Source organism: Methylobacterium mesophilicum (assembly GCF_022179445.1).
GTDB lineage: Bacteria > Pseudomonadota > Alphaproteobacteria > Rhizobiales > Beijerinckiaceae > Methylobacterium > Methylobacterium mesophilicum.
In genome coordinates this window covers 1-22240 of the sequence record NZ_BPQU01000009.1, presented here as the reverse complement: position 1 = coordinate 22240, position 22240 = coordinate 1, and the positions used below count along the sequence as shown (strand labels likewise).

Here is a 22240-nt window from a genome sequence, read left to right as displayed (position 1 = left end):
CACATGTAAAATGGGGATAACCGGCAGGACCACGATGGCCGCAAAAACAATTGAGTGGATTAAAATTGAAGACCCATGCTCACCAACTCCGCAGAGATGACTGAGTTGGACAACGGAAAATGTCATGTTGCACTAAGGCTGTTGTTGTCGGAGGATAACTATGGGCCAGTAACATGGCCGCTGCACCAGTTCGATGTCCTAAATTATACTAAACGGATTGGGGCGCAAGCCTGGTTCGAAATGCTGAAGCGGCCGCTGCGAGGAATGTAAATGCCCGATAGACAGTTCTCGATTGGACGTTGCTACAGCGTACCAGACTCGGTCACAGCCTCATGAGAGAATTTCATCCTGTCGAATAAAATAGTTTATGTGTTCTAATTCAGGCTGTAGCGGATCACCCTTCAGCCATCACAAAATCCTTGTACGGTCGATGTCAGTTATCGGTTTCGGCGCGAGGGGCAGCCGCTTCGCCCCTTGGGAGCCTTCCCATGTTGGCTCAATCGCAAGTCCGGGGCGAAACCAAGCGACACCGTTGCTACCGGGTCTACTGGTTGCGAAGAGATGGTCGGATCGACGGTGCGGAGATCATTCGCTACGAAGACGACGATGAAGCGATGACCATCGCTCGCGGCATGACCGATGGACGCATTGAACTCACTCCCCACGAAGCAACCCGCTGGTCCAACGACTTGCGAGTTTCTGTTAACCATTTTCGAATCCCCGGCGGGCGGGGGTTGAATCCAGCCTCTAATTACTGATCTTAGATACGCGGCCAGGGTGCACGCACGCACTCAAGCTTATAACTGAGCAGCATTAAGATGACACAAGAAGATAACGGACCTCAGGTTGATTCTGTGAGAATGGCGGGTGAGGTTGTCGCCGCGTACATCTCGAACAATTCCGTGCCGATCGCTGAACTGCCAGGTTTGATTCGGGCCATGCACGACACCATCGCTTCACTTGCTTCAGGTTCGGCCGCCATTGCCGCCGAATCCCAGCCAGAAGTTGTACGGCCGTCCCCCGCCCAGATCCGCAAGTCGGTTCAGCAGGACGGTCTGACCAGCTTCGTCGATGGAAAGATGTACAAGACGCTCAAGCGGCACCTGACCGCCAATGGGCTGACCCCGCAGACCTACTGCGAGCGCTACGGGCTTCCGGCCGACTACCCGATGGTCGCTCCCAGCTATGCCGAACAGCGATCAGCGCTGGCCAAGGCGATCGGACTGGGGCAACCCGGCTCACACACCAAGCCTCGTGGGAAGGCTCGCAAGGCAGCTTGAGCCGCACGGTTCTTGCCACTGGAATCGTGAGAGCCCGCTGGCCCCAGGACCGGCGGGTTTCCTATATCGACGGGTAGTTTCTACGGTCACCGAGTTTGCCTCAGGACGGGCGCAGATCGTTTTTTGCTACAGAACCGAGATGAGAGCAGGAGCCCCTGTGCGGCGCCAGATCCGCACCTTTTGACGATTGGCCCGATTCCGCCGCTTGTTACTCACAGCTTGGGGATGCTTCTAACCCCAAACCGAAGTTGCGCGATGGCACATCAATGGCTGCTTTCGGGAAGCAGCCACCGCTACCTGAACGGCCAAGGTGGATCGGAAGCCTAATGGCCACTCAAGGGGAATTTCTGGCGAGTGGCATCCGAGCGACAAAAGCGCAGCTGGCGCCCTATTGTGCACGGTTTTTATCGATCTGCAGCAAACATAGAGATCGACGAGAAATTTTGGTGCTAGGTCTGCGCCTGGACGAAACCCTTGACATTCGAACTCATCGTCAGCGAGTTCACATCTTGGTCGATCATCACGAATAGCGCGTCATCGACGATCTCCTCGTGGATCGTCTCCAATACGTGCTGCTGATCCCCCTTGTCGAACGTGGTGCGCGCACGTCCGAACAGCGCTCCCATTGCGAGGTCGCAGTAGTAGCCCCAGTTGGTCCCACCCGGCGCCGTCAGGTTGCATTGTAGGTGCCGGATAAAGGCGCTGTAGGGGTCCTGCCGGGCATATGAGTACTTGATCGCCGAGACGATACGCGAGATGTCCGCCTTGGCGCCGACCCGCCGGATGTAGCTCAGCGCGTTCCACTCGACCACCTCGCAGTCGACCTGGATGCCAACTTCAGCGAGACTCTGCTGGACAAACTCGTTCATCAGCAGCGGCTGCATCTGACCGGACACGGATGGCGAGATCGCGATTTTCAGCTTTAGGGGCTTGTTCGGACCATAGCCGGCCTCAGCGAGTAGCTTCCTGGCGGCGTCTGGATCGTACTTCACGTCGAACGTTAGATGACCGAACCACTGGTGCCGGGTGGCATGAAGCCTTTGGCCAGGATCGCGAGGCCGCCGAGGAACTCCTTTAAACCGTCGCGGTCGATTGCGAGGTTCGCCGCCTTGCGAAACCGGATGTCGTTTTAGGACAAGCCTTCGACCCGGGACAGGTGCCAAGTCCAATTGTGCGGTTAGGCGTTGGTCACGATCCGGACGCCTGCGTCCGTCAGTGATGCGACTTCATCCGGCGACGGAGCCTCTAATCAAACTCGCAGCCATCACCATCTTTCCGTGCTGCTAAATGGAGGACGCGGCCGACATCGACGCCCGTTTTGAGCGCGAGATGCCCGATGAGGCGGCTGCACCGCTGTTTGCATACGGCCGCAAATTAAGAGTGCGATCAGCTTTAGCTATGCTGAGATGACGCTGGACGGCCGCCGCTTCATTGCTTCGATCTGGCGCGATTCTACAGGCACAGTCGGCGGCAAATATCGCAGGCTGTATGGATCGAGAAGATATCGACTCAACGCGAAAGTTCGCTCGGACGCTTCATACGGCCGGGGATCTTGAACACGACGAGGTGCCGAACCGTCGTATCTCCATCAGGGATCAAGCTGTCAAACCAGATGCAGTCCTCTAGACCCGGCGGCGGTCCTGTCCGGTTAACAAGTTCGAGGATCCCGAGCATACCGAGCTTGACGTTTGTTCCTTGATAACTGGCCGCTTGCCCGACGTAGCTTCTGGCCACCTGCTTTGTCACTTGGCCTTCGTGCTTCTTTAGCTCGATTAGGAAGCGCCAACCGCCATGCCCCACGTAGATGTCACACCGTCCTTTTGCGATTCCCTCCAACTCGGTGTGCAGCGCGCTACCGATGAGGTTGCCCACAAGGAATCCACGAAGATCCTTTTGAAGATCACCTTCCACCGGATTTTTGGTAAAGAGGTAATCTCCACGCTCGCCCAGCTCTTTCTTTGCTGCATCCTGCCGATCCATACAAAAAAGTATTATCTGCAACAAAAGTCGATCAAATGTCTTACGTACCTCGCCTTTATAATAAATTCCTCCCCGAAGCTGCGAGCGAATGTCAGCATAGACGCGCTGAATTACTGGATTTGCAAGCTCATCGTAGAGGTATAACTTGCCTTCCGCTGCGGTTATGAGCCGTTCAATGAGCTGTTTTGGTGCTCCGATATCCTCGAGGGCGCCCCGGAGCTTCTCGGTATACGCGCCCTCTCGCGATTTTCCCGGCGGGTTCGGCTCCGCCGCCATTTCCTCGATTCTTTCACGTAGCGCAGCCGCCGCGGTGCGATCTTCGCCAACAAATTCGTCGTCGCGTAGTCGATCGTCGAGGTGCGCAAGAAGGCCACGTTCGCGGATAAAGCTGGCTTCGATGCGAGGCCGAATAAGAACGCCGAACGCGGCTCCATCAGCAATTGTGCGGTCCGCATCGTAAACCCTAAGCAGGCGGTCGAGCACTTCACATGCGTGCAACCAGCTCGGGCGCTCCAGATCGGTAGCGAGACGTGGGATGGCGTCCAACAGCTCAAGCCACTGAACATCTTTATCACGCCGAGGTGCCAACCAGTCTGGAAGTCGCCCTGCCGACAGAAGGAATGTGCGGTCAGCGGCCGCAGCTTCGAGTGAATTTACGGCCAGTCTGAGGTCCGTCTCGTCGGCTCCACGAGAGAAGCCTCTCGCAACCTCAATGACAGCTGCATAGACCTGCGCATCGGATCGGTCGGGATCGCTACGAACAGCTTCGGCAAACAGCGTACCTGCGGCTTCTAAGCCGCCCATGACCTCTTCTTGGTCGTTGCCTTCCAGTGCAATCACCAGCAAGGCATTGCCATATTCAAACGTAGCCTCTCCGCTTGCAGTTTGATTTTTGCGGAGCCGCTCGAGAACGGGGAGAAGGTCCGTTTCTCTCCAAGCGTGGAAGGCCGCGCCCACAATCTTTGCGGCGTGTTCCAGAAATAGGCCGTTTTCGTCTGGCTGAACCTCGACGAGCACTGAGATGAGTCGATGCCGTTGAACGACCTCGTTGAGGGCAAGTCGCAGCCAAGTTTCAAGCGCGTAAGCTGCGATAAGACCGTTGCGGCTGTCATTGCGCAAGCCTGCGCGAGCTTCGAGGGCCTTTGTAAGTTTCGCTCCGACGCGGGATCGGATTGCCTCTGAGGCTATCAACGCATCTGAGGCGGACCGAAACGCGGTGGCATAACCTGCATGCTCAAACCCTTTTATCACGAGGTCGTCTGCGAAGGCCTCTTCGCTGGGCGCAGCATTGATTGCCCAGCTTACTAGGACATCGACATGAGGCGACCGCACGATTGCGTCGAGCTCCGCTTCAACAGCGGATCGCCCTCCGACGGCCTCCATAGTCACCGGCGCTCCGCGGGTTAGCAGGTCCTCAATGGCCGCTACGGTCGACATGTCGGCCTTCCTCGATCTCCGTCACCAAAGGTAATCCTCTTTGGCGGCCACGCGACAGTTGTTGGGGTCAAGGAACGCTATGATCTCGCTTGATTTAGCGCTAGATACAAAGACCTGCAGGCCAACTTCGTTATCTGCGATCGCACGAAGTTCCTTGAGGAAGGCTTCCAGATTGATGTCGGCGGTTTCCTGCGCCCCTGGTGAGTCTATGATCAACAGACCAGGGTGGCGGCCAACACCAAGCCTTTCTCCTATTCGTAAGAGTGCAATCGCAGTGGCGATGCGTAATCGAAGCCGCTCGCCCAACGTAACGTTATTGAAAGCGGTGGTCTCCCCACCCTTACCCAACGTCATGTGGGCTTGCGCATCAATTTTAACCCATTCAAGGGAGGCGAGGCCGAAGCGCCGGGCGAGCAGCAACACCTCGTTCGCCAAATCTGAGAATAGCTGGCCAGCAGCCTTATCCATCTCCATTTTTGCGATTGTATACGCCGCGTTTACTACCGCGCGGTCAGCTGTCTCATCCGGCTCTTCTTCATTCTCGGCGTGAGCCTTGAGTTGCCCCTCTAGACTTGAGATCTCGAGCTCGACATCTCGACGGCTTCGCAGGTTACTGGAGGCGGGAGCCGCACCAAGATCGGCCCGCGCCTTCAACATACGCTCGCGCTCCGTCTTCACGCCTTGCCGCAGTTCCATGACAACTGCCGACGCACGTTTAGAGGCAACACTCGTTGCGGCTGCGCTCTCTTCAGCTGCCAAGAGTCGCTCGTTAACGTCTTCCATCTTTACGGCCGAAATCGGCTCACTGCACACAGAGCAACTAAATTCGATCTCCTCACGTCTGATCCGGTCTTTTGTCACCGCGGCTTCGCAACGGGGGCAGCAAGTCGGTTGTAGCCCGTTGAAAAAATTGGTGGCGACGAAAGTTTCACGAATGCCCCTGGCCTCACGCTCGTCGCCGTCGGCTGCTTCTTGGAGATGCCTAGCTTCGTTCTCTGCGTCCGAAAGCCTAAGCTCAAGCTCGCTATAAACGGTAGATACCTTCACGACGGTCGCCGCGAGGTCCTCGATCTGCTGCGCAAAATCAGCATAGCTGGCAAGTTGTGAAAGTCGCTTCTGAGCTTTGCTGAGATCTTCAATAATTTTAGTTCGCGCCTTTGTCGCGCTCACAGTTGCAGCGCGTTGGACCGCTTTAGTGCGCAAATTCTCAGCGTTTAAATCTTTTTGCGCCGTAGAGGCCTGCATAACTGTCGAGGCCCAGGGTAGGCCCACGTAGAGCTGAAGGATGCGGGCGGGAAGTCCGCCCCATTGGGAGTCGCCCAGGAGAAACTCATGCTCACCCCAGAAATAGAGGCCAGAGGATAAGGCCTTCCAACCGTGGTGCACGATTTGAGCGGCTTCGTCCTTGCCCTGTTGGTACGGGATCGGATCGAGGTCTAACGCTTCCATCATGAAACGTGACATTGCCGCCGCGAACCCTTGATGGGTCTCGAAGCTATCGAGTTGCTCCACACTTCCATCCGGCCGTTCCCGGGAAAGCGTGCCGCTTGGTACCTTTTTGGTAACATCAAAATCAACGGCATAAGGTCCGTCGTCGAGCTTGAACTCGACGCGGACATGGTCAAGCCACTTCTGAACATCTTGCTGGAGACCTTTTGGATCGCCGCGTAGCGCCCAAAGCATAATTTCCAGCACGGTCGATTTGCCGACAAAATTGGTGCCATCGCTTGCGACGGCCCAGACCCCATCATCGAGCTGCGACCATGAGAAATTGATGCGACCCGTCGCCTTCCCGTATTTCTCACCTGTGAATGCCACAGATGTCACCCGGAGCTTACGAGCTGCACGGGCACCGACCCTGCTGCGAATGCGCCTCCTCGCGAGGATCGCTTCCACCTCGGCAACCTTCACTCCTGCTTCAGTTGCTACCCGCTCGTGCCAGCCCTCGCTCATTCAGACGCTCCCTCGGAAAGCTCCTTCAGCCTCGCTCGCACACGATCTGCAATGGACGGGATCATCCCCTTAAGCGGGGTCGCGGCATACTCTTCCTGAAGGTACTGGCGATCCTTGAGGGCGGAGCCTCCGGCTGCGCCCGCAATTCGTGCGGCGATCATGGCGCGGTCACGGTACCAAGCCAGCTCAACGGCGGCATCAGCGAGTTGGTTCATTGCTTCTCGCCCAGTTGTCGTTAGCAGGTACCAGGTCTCCGTCACGTGCCCTGGCTCCCCATGACGGTGCTGGCGGACGAGGTCTCGAGAGCGAAGGATCGAAAGCGGATTGTGCAACGGCTCGAAGGCACCGAAATGATATCGGATCATCGGCAGCCGCCGGAGATCAGGCTCGCGGTCGTCGAAAATACGCCGCGCTAGATCGAGATTGTCGTCCACCCCAGTCTTCTCGAACTCGTTCACGAGTTCGTTAGCGAGGTAATCGGGGTAGCGGATCCAGAAGTCGAGCGCTTGGAGGCGCGACTGAGCCCGTAGGACGCCAACCACGTCCGCGCCGAGTTCGTCATCACTGACTGGTTGAGCTGCGGCGCAGATGACGGCCAGCAGCCGCACGGCCGATTGCTGGTCGGAGTGGAAATCGCAGGCAGGCCGCATCACGAGTCCTGAACGCAGAACCTGCCGCTAGTGTTCTTCGTAGTCGGCTTTTTTGAACGGTTCGAAAGCGCCCGGTCGAATGCCCCTTCACGAGGGCAGGAGCGCGAAAGAAACCCCTATATGGATTGTGGACGACATTTACGCACATAAAAAGGGCGCTCACGGCCTGGGGTAGAGCATTCGCCCCGAGTTCACCCCACAAAAAAACCTTGGGGTGAACGACGCCGTTAAGTGGTTGAATTTATGGTGCTGCGAGACAGGATTGAACTGTCGACCTCTTCATTACCAATGAAGTGCTCTACCACTGAGCTACCGCAGCAAGCGCCGTGGCGACCCCGCTTGGGGGCGTGTCCGTCCGGCTGAGAGGGGCAATAACGGATCATCGCCGGCTTGGCAACGGTGGGTTACGCGTCCGTCGCCTTAACTTGCCGGCATGTCGCGCGAATGATCGCCGCGAGGCCCGGTTCGGACACGGCCTCGGCGGCCTCGGCGGGCGTGAACCAGCGCAGCTCGCGCTGGTTCACCTCGGGGAAGTTCTTGAGCTGCTTGCGAACCTTGAGCGGGAACACCTTGACCTGGCACAGGACCGCGTCGAGGTTCTTCAGGCGCTTCTGGTAGACGTAGTAGCCGAGCGGACGCTTGCCGACATCGCCGCGCAGGCCGGCTTCCTCGTAGGCTTCGCGCGCCGCCGCCTCGAACGGCTTGCGGCCCTTCATCGGCCACCCCTTCGGGATGACCCACCGCCGGCTTTCCCGGGAGGTCACCAGGAGAATCCGGTTCTCGCCGTCGCGCCCCTGCTGGAACGGCAGGACACCCACCTGCCGGCGCGGTTCAGTCGTATCCTCGACCGCGGCCGTCACGACAGGACCGGCCGGGTCGGAACCCGCATTGTGCCCCGCCGGATCGACGGCGCGACAGGGATTTGAAGCGGAGAGCAGATCGTCTGATCCTCGGTCGGCGCGGGCATGCATCAGCAACAAGGTACGCAGTATCAGCAAGTGACGTCAACGTAAGCGCGCGAGCGAGGGAAAAGTTCAGCACAAGACTGATATCTCCGATTCCTCTCTAGTTACCTGGCTAAGGCTGGACCGACCGATCCGTCACGCCGTCCGCCGCGCCGCCCGCTCCCCCGAGGCCGGGACCGCTGCGGACGCCATGCCGGCAGAGACCGCGTCGGCTCCCGGACCAGCCGGCGGGCTGGCTGCGGGGATGATGGTCGGAAGCGGGGCCGACGGCGTCGGCTCGGCCGGGACGAGGACGGGCTTCGGCATCTCGGGCTCCTCCGGCTCCACCGCGGGCGCGGAGGGCGCGAGCGTGTTCGGCGGCTCGCGCCACGCGAAGGCGTCGAGCCGGCCGCTGACCGGCGAGACCGGCGCCCAGGTGTCGGACGCGATGCCGTCGGCGATCCAGACCGGGTCGCGCGGCGCCCGCGCCGCCCGGGACAGCCACTCGCGGGCCTGGCCGGACGCCGCGCCGTGCTCGGCCTCCTCGATCGCCGCCATCATCAGGCTGGAGCGGACGGTCGGGCGGTCGGCGAGCAGCGGCTTCAGGGCCTCCCGGGCCCGGCCGTATTCGCGCGCGTCGAGGGATGCCTGTGCCACGGCGAGGCGGGATTCCGGATCCCAGGACGAGAGTTTGGCCAGGGTTTCGGCCCGGGCCAGGCGGTCGCGGACCGAATCGCCGGGGCGCAAGCCGAGATAGACCTTGGCGAGGTCGGGGTGCGGATTGGTCTTCCAGGCCGTCTCGACCACCTTGGCGGCCTTGCGCAGGTCGCCCCGGCGCGACAGCAGGCGCCCTGCGATGCAGGCCGCCGGAACCAGGTCGGGGGCGAGCTTGACCGCCTGCAGGGCGCGCTCGGCGGCGAGTTCCGGCTCGCCGGCCTCGCGCTCGCCGGCGATCGCCGTCAGGAGGACGGCCCGCTGGCGCCGGGCGGTCGGCTTGTCGATCAGGCCGAGGGAGGAGCGCCGCTCGATGGTCTCCAGGGCCGAGCCCCAATCGCCGTCGGCGGATTGCGCCTCCAGCATCGCCTCGTTGGCCCAGGTCACGCTCGGGGCGAGGCGGGCTGCCTCCACCGCGTAGGCGCGGGCGGCTGTCTCGTCCTCGCGGCGGCGCGCCTCCACGAACAGGCCGCGCAGGCCGAGCACCCGGGTCTCGGGGTCGTCGACCATGCGCTGGAAGGCGCTCTCGGCGGCGTCGCGGTCACCGGAGATCTGTGCCGCCTGGGCCTTGAGCAGGAGGGTCAGCGGCTCGGGGCCGAGCAGGCGCTCGGCGTCCCCGGCGTAGCGCCGGGCGGCGAGCGGATCGCCCGAGCCCACCGCCACCATCCCGCGCGAGAGGGCGGAGAAGCCCTTCGCCCGGCGGCGCTCGGCCGAGCCGCGCACCAGCGCCTCGGGCAGGCCGATCACGCCGCGCACGATCGCCCAGAGCAGGCCCAGGACGATGGCCGCGGCGATCACGCCGACCAGGGCGACCGCGAGGCTGGTGCCGATCTGGTAGCCGTTCCAGACGACGGTGACGGTGCCGGGCCGGTCGGCGATCCAGACCGCCCCGAAGGCGGCGAGTGCGAGCAGGGCCAGGAAGGCGAGGGCGCGCCACATGGGGTCAGTGTCTCCTGTCGGCGGCCGCCGGGCGGCCACCGCTGGGTGCGGGAGAGGCGGGGCGCCTGGGCGCCCGACCGGAGAAGATGCGGCCGCGCGACGCGCGGGTCGACGCCGTCACTGTCTAGCGGCCGGACGCCGCCGGGGCGGCACCGGAGGCCGCATCCGTCGGCAGGGCCTTGAAGGCGCCGGCGAGCAGGGCCCGAACGGACTCCTCGGCGGCGGCCCGGGCCTTGAGCTTGGCGGCGAAGTCGCCGGCCTGGTCGCGCATCTCGGGCGGCAGGGCCGCGAAGGCTGCCGACGCCGCCGGCAGGTCGCCGCGGTCCAGCGCCGCCTGGACCTTCGCCTCGGGTTCGTCGGACGCCTCCGGGGCGGCGGCCGGCGCATCGACCTTGCGCACCTGCACGAGGCCGTCGGCCATGCTCAGGAGCTTGGTGCGGAAATCGCCGGTCTCGGCCGCGCTCCTGGCCAGCTGCGACCGGCGCTTGGCGGCGACCTGCTCGGCGACCGGCCGGAACGCGTTGGCGAGCTGGGCCGTGGTCGGCGCGCCGGTCTCGGCGAAGGGCGCGAGCGCCGTGGCCTGGGCTTCCGCACCCGGATCCAGCTTGCGCAGGGTCGCGAGCGGCTCCGCGTAGGGCATGCCGGCCGCGAGCGCCGAGGCGACGCGGTCGGCCACCACCACCCGCAGCGCCGCCTGAACGGTGGAGATCTCGGCCCGCTGGGACACGCTCTTGTCGAGCGCGGCGATCTTGTCGGCCTGCTCCTGCAGACGGCGATCGACCGCCTTCGCGGCCTCGGCGGCCTGGGTCTGGCCGGCCTCGGCGGCGGTACGGCTCGCCTGCGTGGCCGCCTGAACCGCCTCGGTGGCGGCCTTCACGCGGGCGTCGAGGGCCTGCTGAAGGCCGTCGAGGCGCTGGCCCAGCGCGGCGTCGGCCTCGGCATTGGCCTTGGTTCGCTGCTCGACCTCGCCCTGCAGGGCGGCGATCGTCTTCGACGCCTCGGCCGCGGCCCCCTTGTCGGGCTGGTCGGCCTCGAGCGCCTTCACGCGCGCATCCAGATCGGCGACCTGCTTGGGATCGGCGGCCTGGGCCGCGCCGAGCTTCGCATCGCCCCCCTGATCCCGGCCGGGCTCCTCCTGAAGCGCGGCGACCCGCTGATCGAGGCTGTCGAGGCGCGCGGCGAAATCGGCCGGCACGGCGGCATTCGCCGCAGGCGCCTGCCCGTCCGCGGCAGCGCCGCCGGCGGCCGGGGCCTTCTCCAGAGCCTGCCGGGCCGCGGCCTCTGCGGCGGCGACCCGCTTGTCGAGGTCGGCGACGGCATCGCGCGGGGCGAGCCCGTCCACCCGCTTGTCGAGGGACGCGACCTGGCCGGACAGGGTCGGATCGGAGGCGTTCGGACGCAGATTGCCGAGGCCGGCACGCTCGGCCCCGAACAGCGCACCCGCGCCGATCAGGCCGCCGATGAGGCCGGCCGCCGCCAGGGAGCCGAAACCGGCCCGCGCCCGCCCAGCCGGCGGGGTTACGGGGGTCAGGGCCGTCGTACCGGAGCCCTTCGGAGGCTCCTTCACTGAATCCTTGGCAGCGTCCTTCGACCCGTCCCTGGGCGCATCCTTCGGCGCGTCCTTGCCGGGCGGCGGCGGATCGGGAATGCGCTTGGCCTTCAGGTCAAGGATCGGCCCGGCCGTGACCGCTGCGGCCGCGGCACCCGTGGCCGTGGCGCCGGGGCGGGGACCGCCGCCACCCTGCGCGCCCGCTCCCGGCTGGGCCGACTTCGTAGGATCGAGCTTCGCGGGATCAGGCTTGGCGGGATCAGGCTTGGCCGCCTCGGATTTGCCGGGTTCGGGCTTGCCGGGTTCGGATTTCGGCCCGGCGATGCCGGAAGCCAGCTTGGCGGCCTCTGAGCCCGACGAGGCCGTGGCGCCCGGCTGCGACGCCGCAGGCTTGGCCTCGCCGGGGCGATCCGTTGCGGCGGCGCCCGGCTTGGCGCCGTCGCCAAGTGGTTTGCCGGCTTCTGGCTTGCCGTCGGCCGCGCCGGGGCTGCCCGGCTTGGCGGCCGAGACCGGGTCGGTCGCCGGCTTGGGCGGGGCGGCCGCCGGAGATCCCGTGCCGGGTGTACCCGGCTGATACGGTGCGACCTGCGCGGGCTTGGCCCCGCCCACCGCGGGGGCGGGGGACTTCGCACCGGGTCGGGACTCGGTCCGGCCCGGATCGGGTTGCGCAGGCGTGGACGGAGCGCCGCCCGGCTTCGGACCGCCGGCTCCGGGCTTGTCGGCGTCGCTGGGTGGTGGCGTCACGGGCAAGTCCTCCAACTCTTCGGCGTCGCCGCGCCCCCGTAGCACCGCGGCGGCACCGGGCGCGAGGGCGAGATACGGCGGCTCTGTCCCGCTGTCACCGCGCGCCGCCACCGAAGCGTGGCGCGAGGGCATCGAGCAGGTCCGTTTCCCGCGGCCGTGCCGCGACGAAATGGACCGCGATGCCGGCGGCTTCCAGGGGGAACGCGACATCAACAGACAGGCAGTAATGCCTCAGGCGGCGGAAAGCTCCGCCGTGCCCCGATCCATCCGCGAGCGCGAGCGCGACGGCCGCGCTGCGGCGGGAATAATGCAGTGCAGCATCGAGCCCCCCGGCGGCGAGTGCGTCGCCCACGGCAGGGGGCAGGGTGGGGACGGGATCCGCCGTGTAGGCCTCGAGGATCACGATCGTGAATCCGGCGGCCGTCAGGGCCGCCTCGGGCTCGGGCTTGCGCGCGGTCCCGGTGGCGTGGAGCAGGCGCGCTCCGGCCGGCAGCCCCTCGGCCACCAGGGCGGCGAGCCCGGCCGCGTCGCCCGGTCCCTCCCGCACGGGCCCGAGCCCCGCCGCGCGCGCCCGCTCGGCGGTCCGGGGCCCGACCGCGAAGACCGGCAGGCCGCGCAAGCGGTGCGTGTCCCGGAGGGCCGGCACCGCGTGGGCGCTGGTGAACAGCAACGCGTCGAACGCACCGGCGGGCGGTTCGGCGCCGGTCGGCCCGATGGCCAGCACAGGGGCGACGAGGGCGGCGTGCCCGCGCGCGGCCAGGGCCGCGCCGGTGCGGGCGGCCCCCGGCTCGGGACGGGCGACCCAGACGCGCAACCGCTAGGCTTCCAGGGTCAGGCGGACGCCGTGGCGCGCTTCCTCCCCCGGCGGCAGCAGGCGCTGCGCGTCGCGCTCCTGAAGCGGACCGGAGAAATCCGCCCAGTCGGCGTAGCCGGTCCAGCATTCGAGCGACAGGAACGGCGCGGTCGGCTTCGTCCAGACGGCGAGGTGCGGGAAATCCTCCATCTCCATCCGGATCGCTGTCCCGGGCCCGGTGAAGCGCATCCGGCGGCTCTTCGCGTTCCGGAACACGAACGCCTCGGTGAAGATCGCCGGGTCGAGGGGCAGGGTGTCGCCGGCCAGGGGGATCGGCTGCTCGTCGCGCAGCAGCAGCCCGCCGGGGCCGACCTGCGGGGCGAACGGGCGCTCGGCCCGCTCGAATTCCACCGCGTAGCCGCCGTCCCGGGCCCGCGCACCGCCCGCGAAGGGCCACGGGAAGGCCGGGTGGAACCCGAGCGCGTAGGGCAGGGGGACGTCGCCGGGATTGGCCACGGTGACGGTGAGGTCGAGCCCGGCCGGCCGCACCCGGGCCGCGATGTCGAGCCGGAAGGCGAACGGGTAATGCGCCTTTGTCTCCGGCCCGTCGGTCAGCCGTAGAAGCACCGCGTCGGCGCTGCGCTCCACCACAACGAAGGGCAGGTCCCGGGCGAAGCCGTGCTGGGCCATCGGGTAGGTCTCGGACCCGACCCGCACCCGCCCGCCGGACGAGGCGCCGACCACCGGGAAGAGCCAGGGGGCGTGCCGGTTCCAATGCACCGGATCGCCGCTCCATAGGTACTCGGTGCCGCCGACCCGCCAGGATACCGGCTCGGCCCCGTGGGTCGAGAGCACGGCCGTGGTGCCGTCCGGAGCGGTCAGGTCGATGCGCGTGCTCAAGCGGGCCTCCCGGGCGATCCTCGAACCGCCGAGGTAACGGACGCGGGCCGGGACGCAAGGGGAGGCCGCCGCCTCACGCCACATTCCCCAACCCCGGGAGGATCGTTTCCGGCGGCCCGGAGGCGACGAGCCGGCCGGCCTCCAGCACGTGGACCGCGTCGGCCCCCTCCAGGGTCGAGAGCCGGTGGGCGATCAGGATCAGGGTGCGTCGGCCCGAGAGCGCCCGAAGGGCGCGCATCACGGCCCCTTGCGTCTCGTCGTCCAGCGCCGAGGTCGCCTCGTCGAACACGATCACGTCCGGGTCGTGGTAGAGCGCCCGGGCGATGCCGAGGCGCTGGCGCTGGCCGCCGGAGAGCCGGGCCCCGCGCTCGCCGACGCGCGCGCCGTAGCCGTGGGGCAGGGCGGCCACGAAATCGTGGGCGCCGGCGAGCCGGGCCGCGCGCTCGACGGCGGGCAGATCCGGCGCGTCGAGGCCGAGCGCGATGTTCTCGGCCACGGTGCCGTCCACGAGGAAGACGTCCTGCGGGACGTAGCCGATCCGGTTCTGCCAGGCGGGGAGGGCGCTGGCGTCGAGCACCCGCCCGTCCACGGTGATCCGGCCCGTGCCCGGGGTGAGCACCCCCAGCAGCAGGCCCGCCAGGGTCGACTTGCCCGAGCCGGTGCGGCCGGCGAGCCCAATCGTGGTGTTGACCGGGATCGTCAGGTCGATGCCGACCAGCGCCGGCCGGCCGGTGCCGTAATCGAAGCCGATCCCCTCCAGACGGATGCCTTTCGTGAAGGGAAGACGCTCTGCGGTGCGGGGGACCGGGCCACGCTCGTCGGCCAGCGCGTCGACCATCACCCGCACCACCGGGCTGTAGAAGCGCATCAGGGAGACGGATGTAAAAATGTTCTGGAAGGCCGGGAGCATCCGGTAGCCCGCGAAGGCGAACAGGCCCAGCAGCGGCAGGATCCCGGCCACATCCAGCCCCTGGGCCAGGGCGAACAGCACCACCACGATCACCCCGCCGAAGGCCAGGGCCTCGATCACGAAGCGGGGCATCTGGCCGGTGAGCAGGCTCTCCGCGGTGGCGATCGCGTAGGCCCGCGCCGGGGCGTCGAACCGGCCCGCGAAGGCCTCGGCCCGGCCGTAGAGCTTGAGTTCCGTGAGCGCCCCGAAGGTCTCCTGCACGATCCGGAACCGGGCCTCGTTATCGGCCACCGAGCGGCCGCCGAGCCGGGCGAGCCGCGCCCGCATGATCAGGTAGATCCCGACATAGAGGCCGCCGAAGCCGCCCCCGAGGATCAGGGCGAGCTGCGGCGCGTAGGCCACCAGGAACGCGATCACCGCGAGCGCCGAGGTCGCCCGGGAGGCGAGCACGGTGGCCGGCGTCAGCACGCCGACCACCAGCCGGTCGGTCTCGGACAGGACGTTCTTGGCGAGTTCCGCGCTGTTGGCCTGGGCGAAGAACAGCCGCTCCCGGTCGAGATAGCGGAACAGCATCCGCCGGCTGAAGCCGTAGCCGGCCAGATGCGTGAACCGGAGCTGCGCGTAGGTCAGCCCGGCATTGACCACCGCCGTGGTCAGGATCGCCAGCAATGCCGCCCCGCCGGTGACCAGCAGGAAGCTGCGCTCGTCGGCAAGGCCCAGGATTTCACGGGCCTGGGCCAGGTACGGCACGCGGGTCGCCGCCGAGGGGTCGCCGACCAGGGTCAGGAACGGGATCACCGAGGCGACGCCGACCACCTCCAGCAGCGCCGCGACCGCCAGGCCCAGCGCGATCAGGGCGAGCCGCCGCCGGTCGCGCGCGCGCATGATGCGAACGAGATCGATCAGCGCGCGCATGGTTCGGGACGGATCGGCGGGAGGGCTCGCATGGCCGGGCCGGGCTTAGAGGGCCCGGCGCCGGAGGGGAAGGCGGTCGGGCCTCGCGACCTCAGGTCGAACACCCGCAGACATCGTCCCAAACCCGAAACGCCCTGTTTCCGAAGGGCCCGAACCCAGCCCTCCCGGGGTGTTGCAGCCGCATTCTGTGCCGCTCGCCCCTCGAGGCTGCCTCCCTGCGCGGGCCGTTCTGAACCCAACCCCGTCATCCCGGTGCCGCGCGGCGGAGCCCGGGATGACCGAGCGGTTGATGGAGCGGACTCTGTAACGACCGGCCAACTAGGCTGACCGGAGCTGTTCGGGCCAACACTTCAAAGGGTTGGGTGCCGGGCCTTATGGAGCCTGGACCGTCAGTCGAGCTTCTTGAGCGAGCCCAGATCCACGTCGCCGTTCTGGCTGGAGAAGGTCAGCGACTGGGTGCTGCCGTCCGCCTGCGAGACGCCGCCGATGCGGTGGTCGCCGCTATCGTAGGTCGAGACCTGGCCGTCGCGCTCAATCAGGAGCCGGTGCTTGTCCGGGAAGAACGCGTATTTCATGCCGTTCTGGGAGCCGCTGGTCGCGGGATCGCCCAGGTCCTTCGGCCAGAAGGGCTCCATGCCCTTCATCGGTTCCATGGGCTTCATTGGCTTCATCGGTTCCATCGGCTTCATGGGTTCCAAGGGGTGCCTCCTGTTCAGCTGGGTGACAGGAGGACGCGGCAGGGGGGAAACGGTTGCATCGTGCCCTGACCGCCGGGCCGGAGATCGGTCCGGCGGCACGCGCATCCAGGCGAGCGAGGGCTCAGAGCCGGGCGCCCGGGACCGGCCGCTCGCGGACCTGGCCGTCGAAGCCGACATGGAGCTGGTGCTCGCGCCCGTCGCGGTCTTTCGCCGCCACCTCGAGGTGGCGCGGCCCGCGGCCGGTCACCCGCACGTCGCCGTAGCCGGCGGCCTGGACGGCGGCGGTCAGCGCCGGCACGTCCGGGTTCGGCCCGAGGCCGAGCTTGTCCCTGGCCCAGTCGAGGCTGCCCCGCGGAGGTCCGCCGGCCGGCCCGATCACCACCGTGCGGCCGTCGCCGTGGGTCAGCACGCTGGCATGCAGGAACCCGGTCTCGAACCGGCCCTGCACGGTCACGGCCTCGCCCTTGGCGACGAGGTTGCCGCCCTCGCCGGCGGGGCCGGTCTCGACCAGCGCCCGGCCCGTCGGGTCCTGGACCACGAACTTGTTGCCGTAGATCTCGGCGACCTCGCCCTTGATGGCGGTGGCGCTCGACGGGGCCAGCGCCTGGATCGCCACCGGATCCACCGGCGTCGGCTGGAACGCGGTGCCCTGCGCCAGGGACAGGCCGGCGGCGCCCAAAGCCAGGGGTGCGGCGATCGCGGCCACCACCCAGGTCCGGCCCGGGATTTTCCAGGTCCGCCCCGGGATTTTTTTGGTTGTCGTGGTGGGGGCCGGCTCGCGGATCTCGCGGGCGGTGCCGTCGATGGTGTTGTCGTCGCTCATCCGTGTCGTCCTCTTGAGAAGGTTCGGGACCCGATCGGTCCGTGGCTCCTTCGTAAGACGCCCCCTCGAATCCGGCCTGAACCGTCCGGTTCAGGCCCGGTTAAATCCGCCCGCCTATGGCCGAGACGCGCGGGCGATCAAGGACTTCGCGGCGCCGGCCGATCCGGGAGGATCAATCGATGGGCAGCGTGAGAAGGCGGCCCTAACTTCCCGTCGCAGCGCGCTTTCCGGCACGAGAGCGGTCGCCGCCGAAGCGGAGACCGGTTCGGCGTCAGCGAGCGCGTCAAATCAAGGCCGTAGAGCCGGGGTTGGGGGGACCAAACTCTTGAAAATCCTGCTGGTGGAGGACGACGCGGCCCTGGCTGCCGAACTGGCCAAGGTCCTGCGCGCTGAGAACTTCGTCCTCGACCGGGCCGCCACCGGCGAGGACGCGCAGCATCTCGGCGAGACCGAGGGCTACGACGCGGTGGTGCTCGATCTCGGCCTGCCCAAGGGCGACGGGGTCTCGGTGCTGCGCGCCTGGCGCGCCGCCGGGCGGACGCTGCCGGTGCTGGTGCTCACCGCCCGGGACGGATGGAGCGACAAGGTCGCGGCCTTCAAGGCGGGGGCGGACGATTACCTGGTCAAGCCGGTCCGGGTGGAGGAGCTGGTGATCCGCCTGCGCGCCCTGGTGCGCCGGTCGCAGGGCGGCGGGGCGAGCCGGATCGCCTGCGGCCCTCTCAGCTTCGACACGGGGCTCGGCGCCTTCGAGCACGAGGGCCTGCCGCTCAAGCTCACGGGCCTCGAATGGCGGGTCCTGTCCTGCCTGATGCTCAACCGCGACGCGGTGGTGCCGCGTCCGCACCTGATCGAGCGGGTCTACGAGGGCGATGCGGATGTCGATTCGAACTCCGTGGAGGTGATCATCACCCGCCTGCGCCGGAAGATCGCCCCCGCGCGGATCGAGAGCGTGCGGGGCCACGGCTACCGCCTGCACGCGGATCCGGCCTGATGCCGCCGCCGAAGAAGAGACCGCCGCCGCACCGCTCCCTGCGGACCCGCCTGCTGGTGGCCGCCCTGGCGCTGGTGCTGGCGGCGCTCGTGGTGGCCGGGCTCGCCATCGGGGTGATCCTGCACCGCTTCGTCCGGGGGCAGATCGAAGGGCATCTCGACGCCCAGATCGTCGCGCTGCGGACCGGCCTGGAGGCGGGCCTTCTGCCCCGGGATCGCGATGCGCCGCCCTTCGACCGGGACGGGCCCGGCTGGGCCTGGGAGGTGCGCCGGGGGGGCGAGACCTTCGGCTCGGGTTCCCTGCGGGGCGGCCACATCACCGTCACCGAGCCGGGCCCCGACGACGAGCCCGACCGCCCGCATCCCGCGGACGGCACCGGGCCGCGGGGGGAGCGGCTGATCCTGCGAATCCTCGACGTGCCGGGTACGCCCCCCGCCACGATCGTCGCGGCGGCGCCCCGGGCGGCCCTGTACGGGCCCCTGCGCGAGGCGCTGACCAGCCTGGCCCTGGCGCTCGGGGTGCTCGGCCTCTGCCTGATCGCCGGGCTGGCCCTGCAGGTGCGCCTCGGCCTGGCGCCGCTGCGACGCCTGCGGGCCGACCTCGCCGCCGTGCGCACCGGGCGCCGGGAGCGGGTGCCGGAGGAGCAGCCCGCCGAGATCAAGCCGCTGGTCGCCGAACTCAACGCGCTGCTCGACCAGAACGCCCAGAACCTGGAGCGCGCCCGCGGCCACGTCGCCAATCTCGCCCACGCCCTCAAGACGCCGCTGGCGACCCTGTCGATGGCGCTGGCCGAGCCCGCCCGCGATCCCGGGGGCGCCCTGCGCCTGCAGGTGGACGACATGGACCGGCGGGTCCGCCACCACCTGCGCCGGGCCCGGGCGGCGGCGCTCGCCGGCTCGGCCCGGGGGCGCACGCCCCTGGCGCCCCGGGTCTCGGACCTGCGCGATGCCCTGGTGCGCCTCTACGCCGAGAAGGGCGTGGCGATCGAGCTGGCGGTGCCGGGCGACCTCACGGTGCCCTGCGAGGGGCAGGACCTCGACGAGATGCTGGGCAACCTCGTGGACAACGCCTGCCGCTGGTGCCGCAGCCGGGTGCGGGTGACGGCACTCCCGCAGGCGAGCGGCGTCCGGGTCGCCGTGGAGGATGACGGGGCCGGCCTCGAAGCCGAGGCCGCCGAGGCGGTCATGGCCCGCGGACGGCGCCTCGACGAGGGCGTGCCGGGCCACGGCTTCGGGCTGCCGATCACCCTCGAACTCGCCGAGCTCTACGGCGGCGGGCTCACCCTCGGGCGCTCGGATCTCGGCGGGCTGAAGGCGGAGCTGACCTTGCCGGCGTGAGACCGACCGCAATCTGTTCGTTGCGCCTCTCACCGTTATAACGCGCGGTTGGGACTTGACTGTGGGTTTGGACGTGATCCGTTTGGCCCTGGTGATGTCTGAGAAGGGTGGTTTCCTGCCCGTCCGCTTCCGGACCGCGGATGCGTGGAGCGGACATAGCCGTGGGGGCCACTCACGACCCGTTGCAGAAGTCGGGAACGTCCGCTGCTGGGCAGATTGTCCCGCAAGTAGACGCTGCGTCAGCCGATCGCCGTCAGGTGATGCGATGCCGAACTCTGGAGAGCCCGGCATCGTCGTCGTCAATCGAGCGTGAGGACGATCTTGCCGATCTGCTCGTTGGACTCAAGAAATTGGGTCGCCTCCTGGATCTGGTCGAACGGGAAGGTCCGCGACACCAGCGGATTGAGCTTGCCGCTTTCCAGTCCCTCGATGATGAAGGCCTTCGCACGGGCAAGCGCCTGATCATCGCTGACGATCTCGGTGTAGAGGTATCCCTTCAGGGTCAGGCTCTTGCCGAGCACGGCAAACTGCGGGAATGGCCCTTCGTCCGGGCTGAGGGCGCCATACTCCAGGAGGATGCCGCCCACGGCCATGACTTCGGCAAATTGCGCGATAGCAGGACCACCGATCGGATCGAACACCACGCGGGCTCCCTTACCGCTGGTGATCTCCTTCACGCGCGCCGCCAAGTCGCCCTCGTCCGTGGCGATCACATGATGTGCGCCGGCATCGAGCAGCGCCTGCGCCTTGGTGTTCGTGCGGGTGGTCGCTATCACCGTCGCCCCGACGCTGCGGGCGATCTGGAACGCCGCGATGCCGACGCTGCTCGACGCAGCCGACACGATGACGAAATCGCCAGCGGTGAGTTTCGCCTGATCGATCAGAGCACCCCAGGCGGTGACATACTGCATCCAAGATGCGGCTGCCTTCTCGAACGAAAGGGCGGCCGGATGCTTCACGACGTAGCGGGCGGGAATGTTGATGACCTCGCCGTAGGTGGGCCAACGCGACATGTCGAGCGTCGGGATGACACTGACGGCGTCGCCTTCGGCGAAAGCGGACACGTCGCGGCCCGTCGCTTTGACCGTTCCTGCGGCTTCGTAGCCGAGCTGCGAGGGGAAGTTCGCTTCCTGCAAGTAAGCGCCCTTGCGGAACATCACCTCCGCCCGATTGAGGCCGATGGCTCGAACCGCAATCTGCACGTCATCGGCGGCAGGCCCGGGAACCTCGATGTCCTCGATGCGCAGCACGTCTGCGGAGCCGTATTCATGAAAGCGTACAACGCGGGTCATAGGTCATTTCCTTCTCTTGAGTGCGCTGGTCAGATGTCAGAGGCAGATCGCACGCGCGACGCGAACGCCGAACTCGGCATCCGGATTGGTCTTGCTGTCGCCGACGCGCTCCTGGACCACCGCGACCACGAGGTCGCGCCGCCTGGGTAGGCGGGCCCTGTCGGCTGCCGCGAGTGCGCCCGGCATCTCCTCCCGCGTCAGATCCGTGCAGTAGCCCGGCGCACCGGGTTGTTGGCGCCACGACTCCGCCAGGGACCCCGCGTCGAAGGCGTCAAAGCCGGTCTCCTCCACGAGACGCATGCCCACACGACGATCATCCTCGCGGTCGGCCGCGACGGGGATGGCGATGCGTTCCGGCGTACCGGATGGTGAGCCCTTCTCGGCCAGCGAGCCCGAACCGATGGCGTTCCAGGCCTTGACGATGGGCCGGCCCAGTTGCTCGGAGACCCACAGGCTCTCGACCTGGCCGGCCTCGATGGCGTCGATGGTCCCATCGCGCATCGGGTAATAGTTCGAGGTGTCGATGACGACGTTCATCTCGGGTATCGCCCGGATCAAAGGGGCGATCTTCTGAATGCCGGTCGGCGGGATGGAGAGGATGACGACGTCGACATTCGAGACCGCATCCTGTGCCGTGACGGCGCGGGCGCCCGACGACAGCACGTCGGTCCCGATGGTCTCAGGGCCGCGTGAGTTGGCCACCTTCACATCGTGTCCGGCCGCACTGAGCTTCGTGGCCAGGGACTTGCCGATGTGTCCGATGCCGACGATGCCGATCTTCATGCCGTGTTCCCTGACCTCGTCAGTTGCGATGCAGCGGGAACTATGGGTAGGTAGAGGTATCAGCAAGAACCTACCAAAAGGTGGGTAGCCCACCTGGAGGTAAGTATGGGTTCGGGGCGCGATTGGTTCTGCGAAGACCCAAAGCAGCAGCTCGTGTGGGCGGCGGCGACCAGCGAAACCCTGCGGGTGCTGGAGGGTAAGTGGAAGATCGTCATCATCGTCCAGCTCTTTGCCGCGAAGGTGCCGCTACGGTTCTCGGAGCTGGAGAAGCGGATCGAGGGCGTGAACCAGAAGATGCTGATCCAGCAGCTCAAGGAGCTGGAGAAGGACGGCATCGTCACCCGGACGGTCTACCCCCAGGTGCCGCCAAAGGTTGAGTATGCGCTCAGCGAGATGGGCGTTGCGCTCGGGCCGTCCATCGAGGCTCTGATCGACTGGGCTCTCGCACGCCGGGAGGTGATGGGCGTCGCGTCCGCAGACGTCGCCGGCTGATGCATTTGGGTCGGAGCCGGAACGTCCGCTTCAGGGCGAAGGGTCAGGGTCCGGTTCCCACCGAGGCTGTGTGAGAACGCGTTTGCGGACTGGACGGACCTGACAGCGCAAGGCCC

General features: G+C 66.9%; 18 protein-coding genes, 1 tRNA gene and 1 pseudogene. 5 read left to right on the top strand and 15 right to left on the bottom strand.

Annotated features, from left to right (window positions below):
- Nucleotides 1-488: 488 nt before the first annotated feature.
- Both MFF40_RS11515 and MFF40_RS11510 read left to right on the top strand, forming a co-directional pair.
- A complete protein-coding gene (locus MFF40_RS11515; protein WP_238260512.1) occupies nucleotides 489-758 on the top strand; it encodes a hypothetical protein in 270 nt (89 codons plus the stop codon).
- Nucleotides 759-818: 60 nt separating this feature from the next.
- Nucleotides 819-1280 (top strand): Ros/MucR family transcriptional regulator, encoded by a 462-nt coding sequence (locus MFF40_RS11510; RefSeq protein WP_238260510.1) that lies wholly within the window; start codon nucleotides 819-821, stop codon nucleotides 1278-1280.
- Between the two features lie 449 nt (nucleotides 1281-1729).
- On the opposite strand, the pseudogene MFF40_RS11505 reads toward MFF40_RS11510, so the two are convergent.
- The 13 genes and pseudogenes from MFF40_RS11505 to MFF40_RS11445 form a co-directional block, all read right to left on the bottom strand.
- A pseudogene (locus MFF40_RS11505) lies at nucleotides 1730-2529 on the bottom strand (ABC transporter substrate-binding protein); the annotation flags it as partial.
- A gap of 260 nt (nucleotides 2530-2789) precedes the next feature.
- Nucleotides 2790-4697, bottom strand: coding sequence for a hypothetical protein (locus tag MFF40_RS11500; protein ID WP_238260508.1), 1908 nt, complete (start codon nucleotides 4695-4697; stop codon nucleotides 2790-2792).
- Between the two features lie 21 nt (nucleotides 4698-4718).
- Nucleotides 4719-6650, bottom strand: a complete 1932-nt coding sequence (locus MFF40_RS11495) for a hypothetical protein (RefSeq protein WP_238260506.1) — start codon at nucleotides 6648-6650, stop codon at nucleotides 4719-4721.
- A complete protein-coding gene (locus MFF40_RS11490; protein ID WP_238260504.1) occupies nucleotides 6647-7258 on the bottom strand; it encodes a hypothetical protein in 612 nt (203 codons plus the stop codon). The genes MFF40_RS11495 and MFF40_RS11490 overlap by 4 nt, the downstream gene beginning before the upstream one ends.
- A 286-nt stretch (nucleotides 7259-7544) precedes the next feature.
- A tRNA-Thr gene (locus tag MFF40_RS11485) sits at nucleotides 7545-7619 on the bottom strand.
- Between the two features lie 85 nt (nucleotides 7620-7704).
- Nucleotides 7705-8160: an NUDIX hydrolase gene (locus MFF40_RS11480; protein WP_147852963.1), complete on the bottom strand. Its 456-nt coding sequence runs from the start codon at nucleotides 8158-8160 to the stop codon at nucleotides 7705-7707.
- Between the two features lie 240 nt (nucleotides 8161-8400).
- Nucleotides 8401-9897, bottom strand: a complete 1497-nt coding sequence (locus tag MFF40_RS11475) for a heme biosynthesis protein HemY (protein WP_238260502.1) — start codon at nucleotides 9895-9897, stop codon at nucleotides 8401-8403.
- 124 nt (nucleotides 9898-10021) lie between these two features.
- Nucleotides 10022-12322 (bottom strand): COG4223 family protein, encoded by a 2301-nt coding sequence (locus tag MFF40_RS11470; protein ID WP_238260500.1) that lies wholly within the window; start codon nucleotides 12320-12322, stop codon nucleotides 10022-10024.
- Complete coding sequence (locus tag MFF40_RS11465; protein WP_238260498.1) at nucleotides 12285-13004, bottom strand: uroporphyrinogen-III synthase; 720 nt, start codon at nucleotides 13002-13004, stop codon at nucleotides 12285-12287. The genes MFF40_RS11470 and MFF40_RS11465 overlap by 38 nt, the downstream gene beginning before the upstream one ends.
- Before the next feature lie 3 nt (nucleotides 13005-13007).
- A complete protein-coding gene (locus tag MFF40_RS11460) occupies nucleotides 13008-13883 on the bottom strand; it encodes an aldose 1-epimerase family protein (RefSeq protein ID WP_147857761.1) in 876 nt (291 codons plus the stop codon).
- 73 nt (nucleotides 13884-13956) lie between these two features.
- Nucleotides 13957-15708 (bottom strand): ABC transporter ATP-binding protein, encoded by a 1752-nt coding sequence (locus MFF40_RS11455; protein ID WP_238260496.1) that lies wholly within the window; start codon nucleotides 15706-15708, stop codon nucleotides 13957-13959.
- Between the two features lie 389 nt (nucleotides 15709-16097).
- Nucleotides 16098-16397: a hypothetical protein gene (locus tag MFF40_RS11450; RefSeq protein WP_238260594.1), complete on the bottom strand. Its 300-nt coding sequence runs from the start codon at nucleotides 16395-16397 to the stop codon at nucleotides 16098-16100.
- A 130-nt stretch (nucleotides 16398-16527) separates the two neighbouring features.
- Nucleotides 16528-17229, bottom strand: a complete 702-nt coding sequence (locus MFF40_RS11445; protein WP_238260493.1) for a DNA-binding protein — start codon at nucleotides 17227-17229, stop codon at nucleotides 16528-16530.
- A gap of 325 nt (nucleotides 17230-17554) precedes the next feature.
- Here MFF40_RS11445 and MFF40_RS11440 point away from each other — a divergent pair, with 325 nt between their 5' ends.
- On the top strand, nucleotides 17555-18220 hold the full coding sequence (locus MFF40_RS11440) for a response regulator (protein ID WP_147907004.1): 666 nt from the start codon (nucleotides 17555-17557) through the stop codon (nucleotides 18218-18220).
- Nucleotides 18220-19557, top strand: a complete 1338-nt coding sequence (locus MFF40_RS11435; RefSeq protein WP_238260491.1) for a sensor histidine kinase — start codon at nucleotides 18220-18222, stop codon at nucleotides 19555-19557. Before MFF40_RS11440 ends, MFF40_RS11435 begins: the two co-directional genes overlap by 1 nt.
- A 299-nt stretch (nucleotides 19558-19856) precedes the next feature.
- On the opposite strand, the gene MFF40_RS11430 is transcribed toward MFF40_RS11435, so the two are convergent.
- Together MFF40_RS11430 and MFF40_RS11425 are read right to left on the bottom strand one after the other, a co-directional pair.
- Complete coding sequence (locus tag MFF40_RS11430; RefSeq protein ID WP_147856829.1) at nucleotides 19857-20849, bottom strand: zinc-dependent alcohol dehydrogenase family protein; 993 nt, start codon at nucleotides 20847-20849, stop codon at nucleotides 19857-19859.
- A 36-nt stretch (nucleotides 20850-20885) separates the two neighbouring features.
- Complete coding sequence (locus tag MFF40_RS11425) at nucleotides 20886-21632, bottom strand: NADPH-dependent F420 reductase (RefSeq protein ID WP_147856828.1); 747 nt, start codon at nucleotides 21630-21632, stop codon at nucleotides 20886-20888.
- A gap of 105 nt (nucleotides 21633-21737) precedes the next feature.
- Between MFF40_RS11425 and MFF40_RS11420 the strand changes: the two genes are divergently transcribed.
- Nucleotides 21738-22124 carry a winged helix-turn-helix transcriptional regulator gene (locus tag MFF40_RS11420; RefSeq protein WP_147856827.1) on the top strand — a complete coding sequence of 129 codons (387 nt, stop codon included), beginning with the start codon at nucleotides 21738-21740 and terminating at the stop codon, nucleotides 22122-22124.
- The last annotated feature ends 116 nt before the right edge of the window (nucleotides 22125-22240 follow it).

Coding starts and splice junctions, on each gene's coding strand:
- MFF40_RS11515 (WP_238260512.1), top strand. CDS start 489: ATGTTGGCTCAATCGCAAGTCCGGGGCGAAACCAAGCGACACCGTTGC.
- MFF40_RS11510 (WP_238260510.1), top strand. CDS start 819: ATGACACAAGAAGATAACGGACCTCAGGTTGATTCTGTGAGAATGGCG.
- MFF40_RS11500 (WP_238260508.1), bottom strand. CDS start 4,697: ATGTCGACCGTAGCGGCCATTGAGGACCTGCTAACCCGCGGAGCGCCG.
- MFF40_RS11495 (WP_238260506.1), bottom strand. CDS start 6,650: ATGAGCGAGGGCTGGCACGAGCGGGTAGCAACTGAAGCAGGAGTGAAG.
- MFF40_RS11475 (WP_238260502.1), bottom strand. CDS start 9,897: ATGTGGCGCGCCCTCGCCTTCCTGGCCCTGCTCGCACTCGCCGCCTTC.
- MFF40_RS11470 (WP_238260500.1), bottom strand. CDS start 12,322: ATGCCCTCGCGCCACGCTTCGGTGGCGGCGCGCGGTGACAGCGGGACA.
- MFF40_RS11455 (WP_238260496.1), bottom strand. CDS start 15,708: ATGCGCGCGCTGATCGATCTCGTTCGCATCATGCGCGCGCGCGACCGG.
- MFF40_RS11450 (WP_238260594.1), bottom strand. CDS start 16,397: ATGAAGCCGATGGAACCGATGAAGCCAATGAAGCCCATGGAACCGATG.
- MFF40_RS11445 (WP_238260493.1), bottom strand. CDS start 17,229: ATGAGCGACGACAACACCATCGACGGCACCGCCCGCGAGATCCGCGAG.
- MFF40_RS11435 (WP_238260491.1), top strand. CDS start 18,220: ATGCCGCCGCCGAAGAAGAGACCGCCGCCGCACCGCTCCCTGCGGACC.
- MFF40_RS11430 (WP_147856829.1), bottom strand. CDS start 20,849: ATGACCCGCGTTGTACGCTTTCATGAATACGGCTCCGCAGACGTGCTG.
- MFF40_RS11425 (WP_147856828.1), bottom strand. CDS start 21,632: ATGAAGATCGGCATCGTCGGCATCGGACACATCGGCAAGTCCCTGGCC.
- MFF40_RS11420 (WP_147856827.1), top strand. CDS start 21,738: ATGGGTTCGGGGCGCGATTGGTTCTGCGAAGACCCAAAGCAGCAGCTC.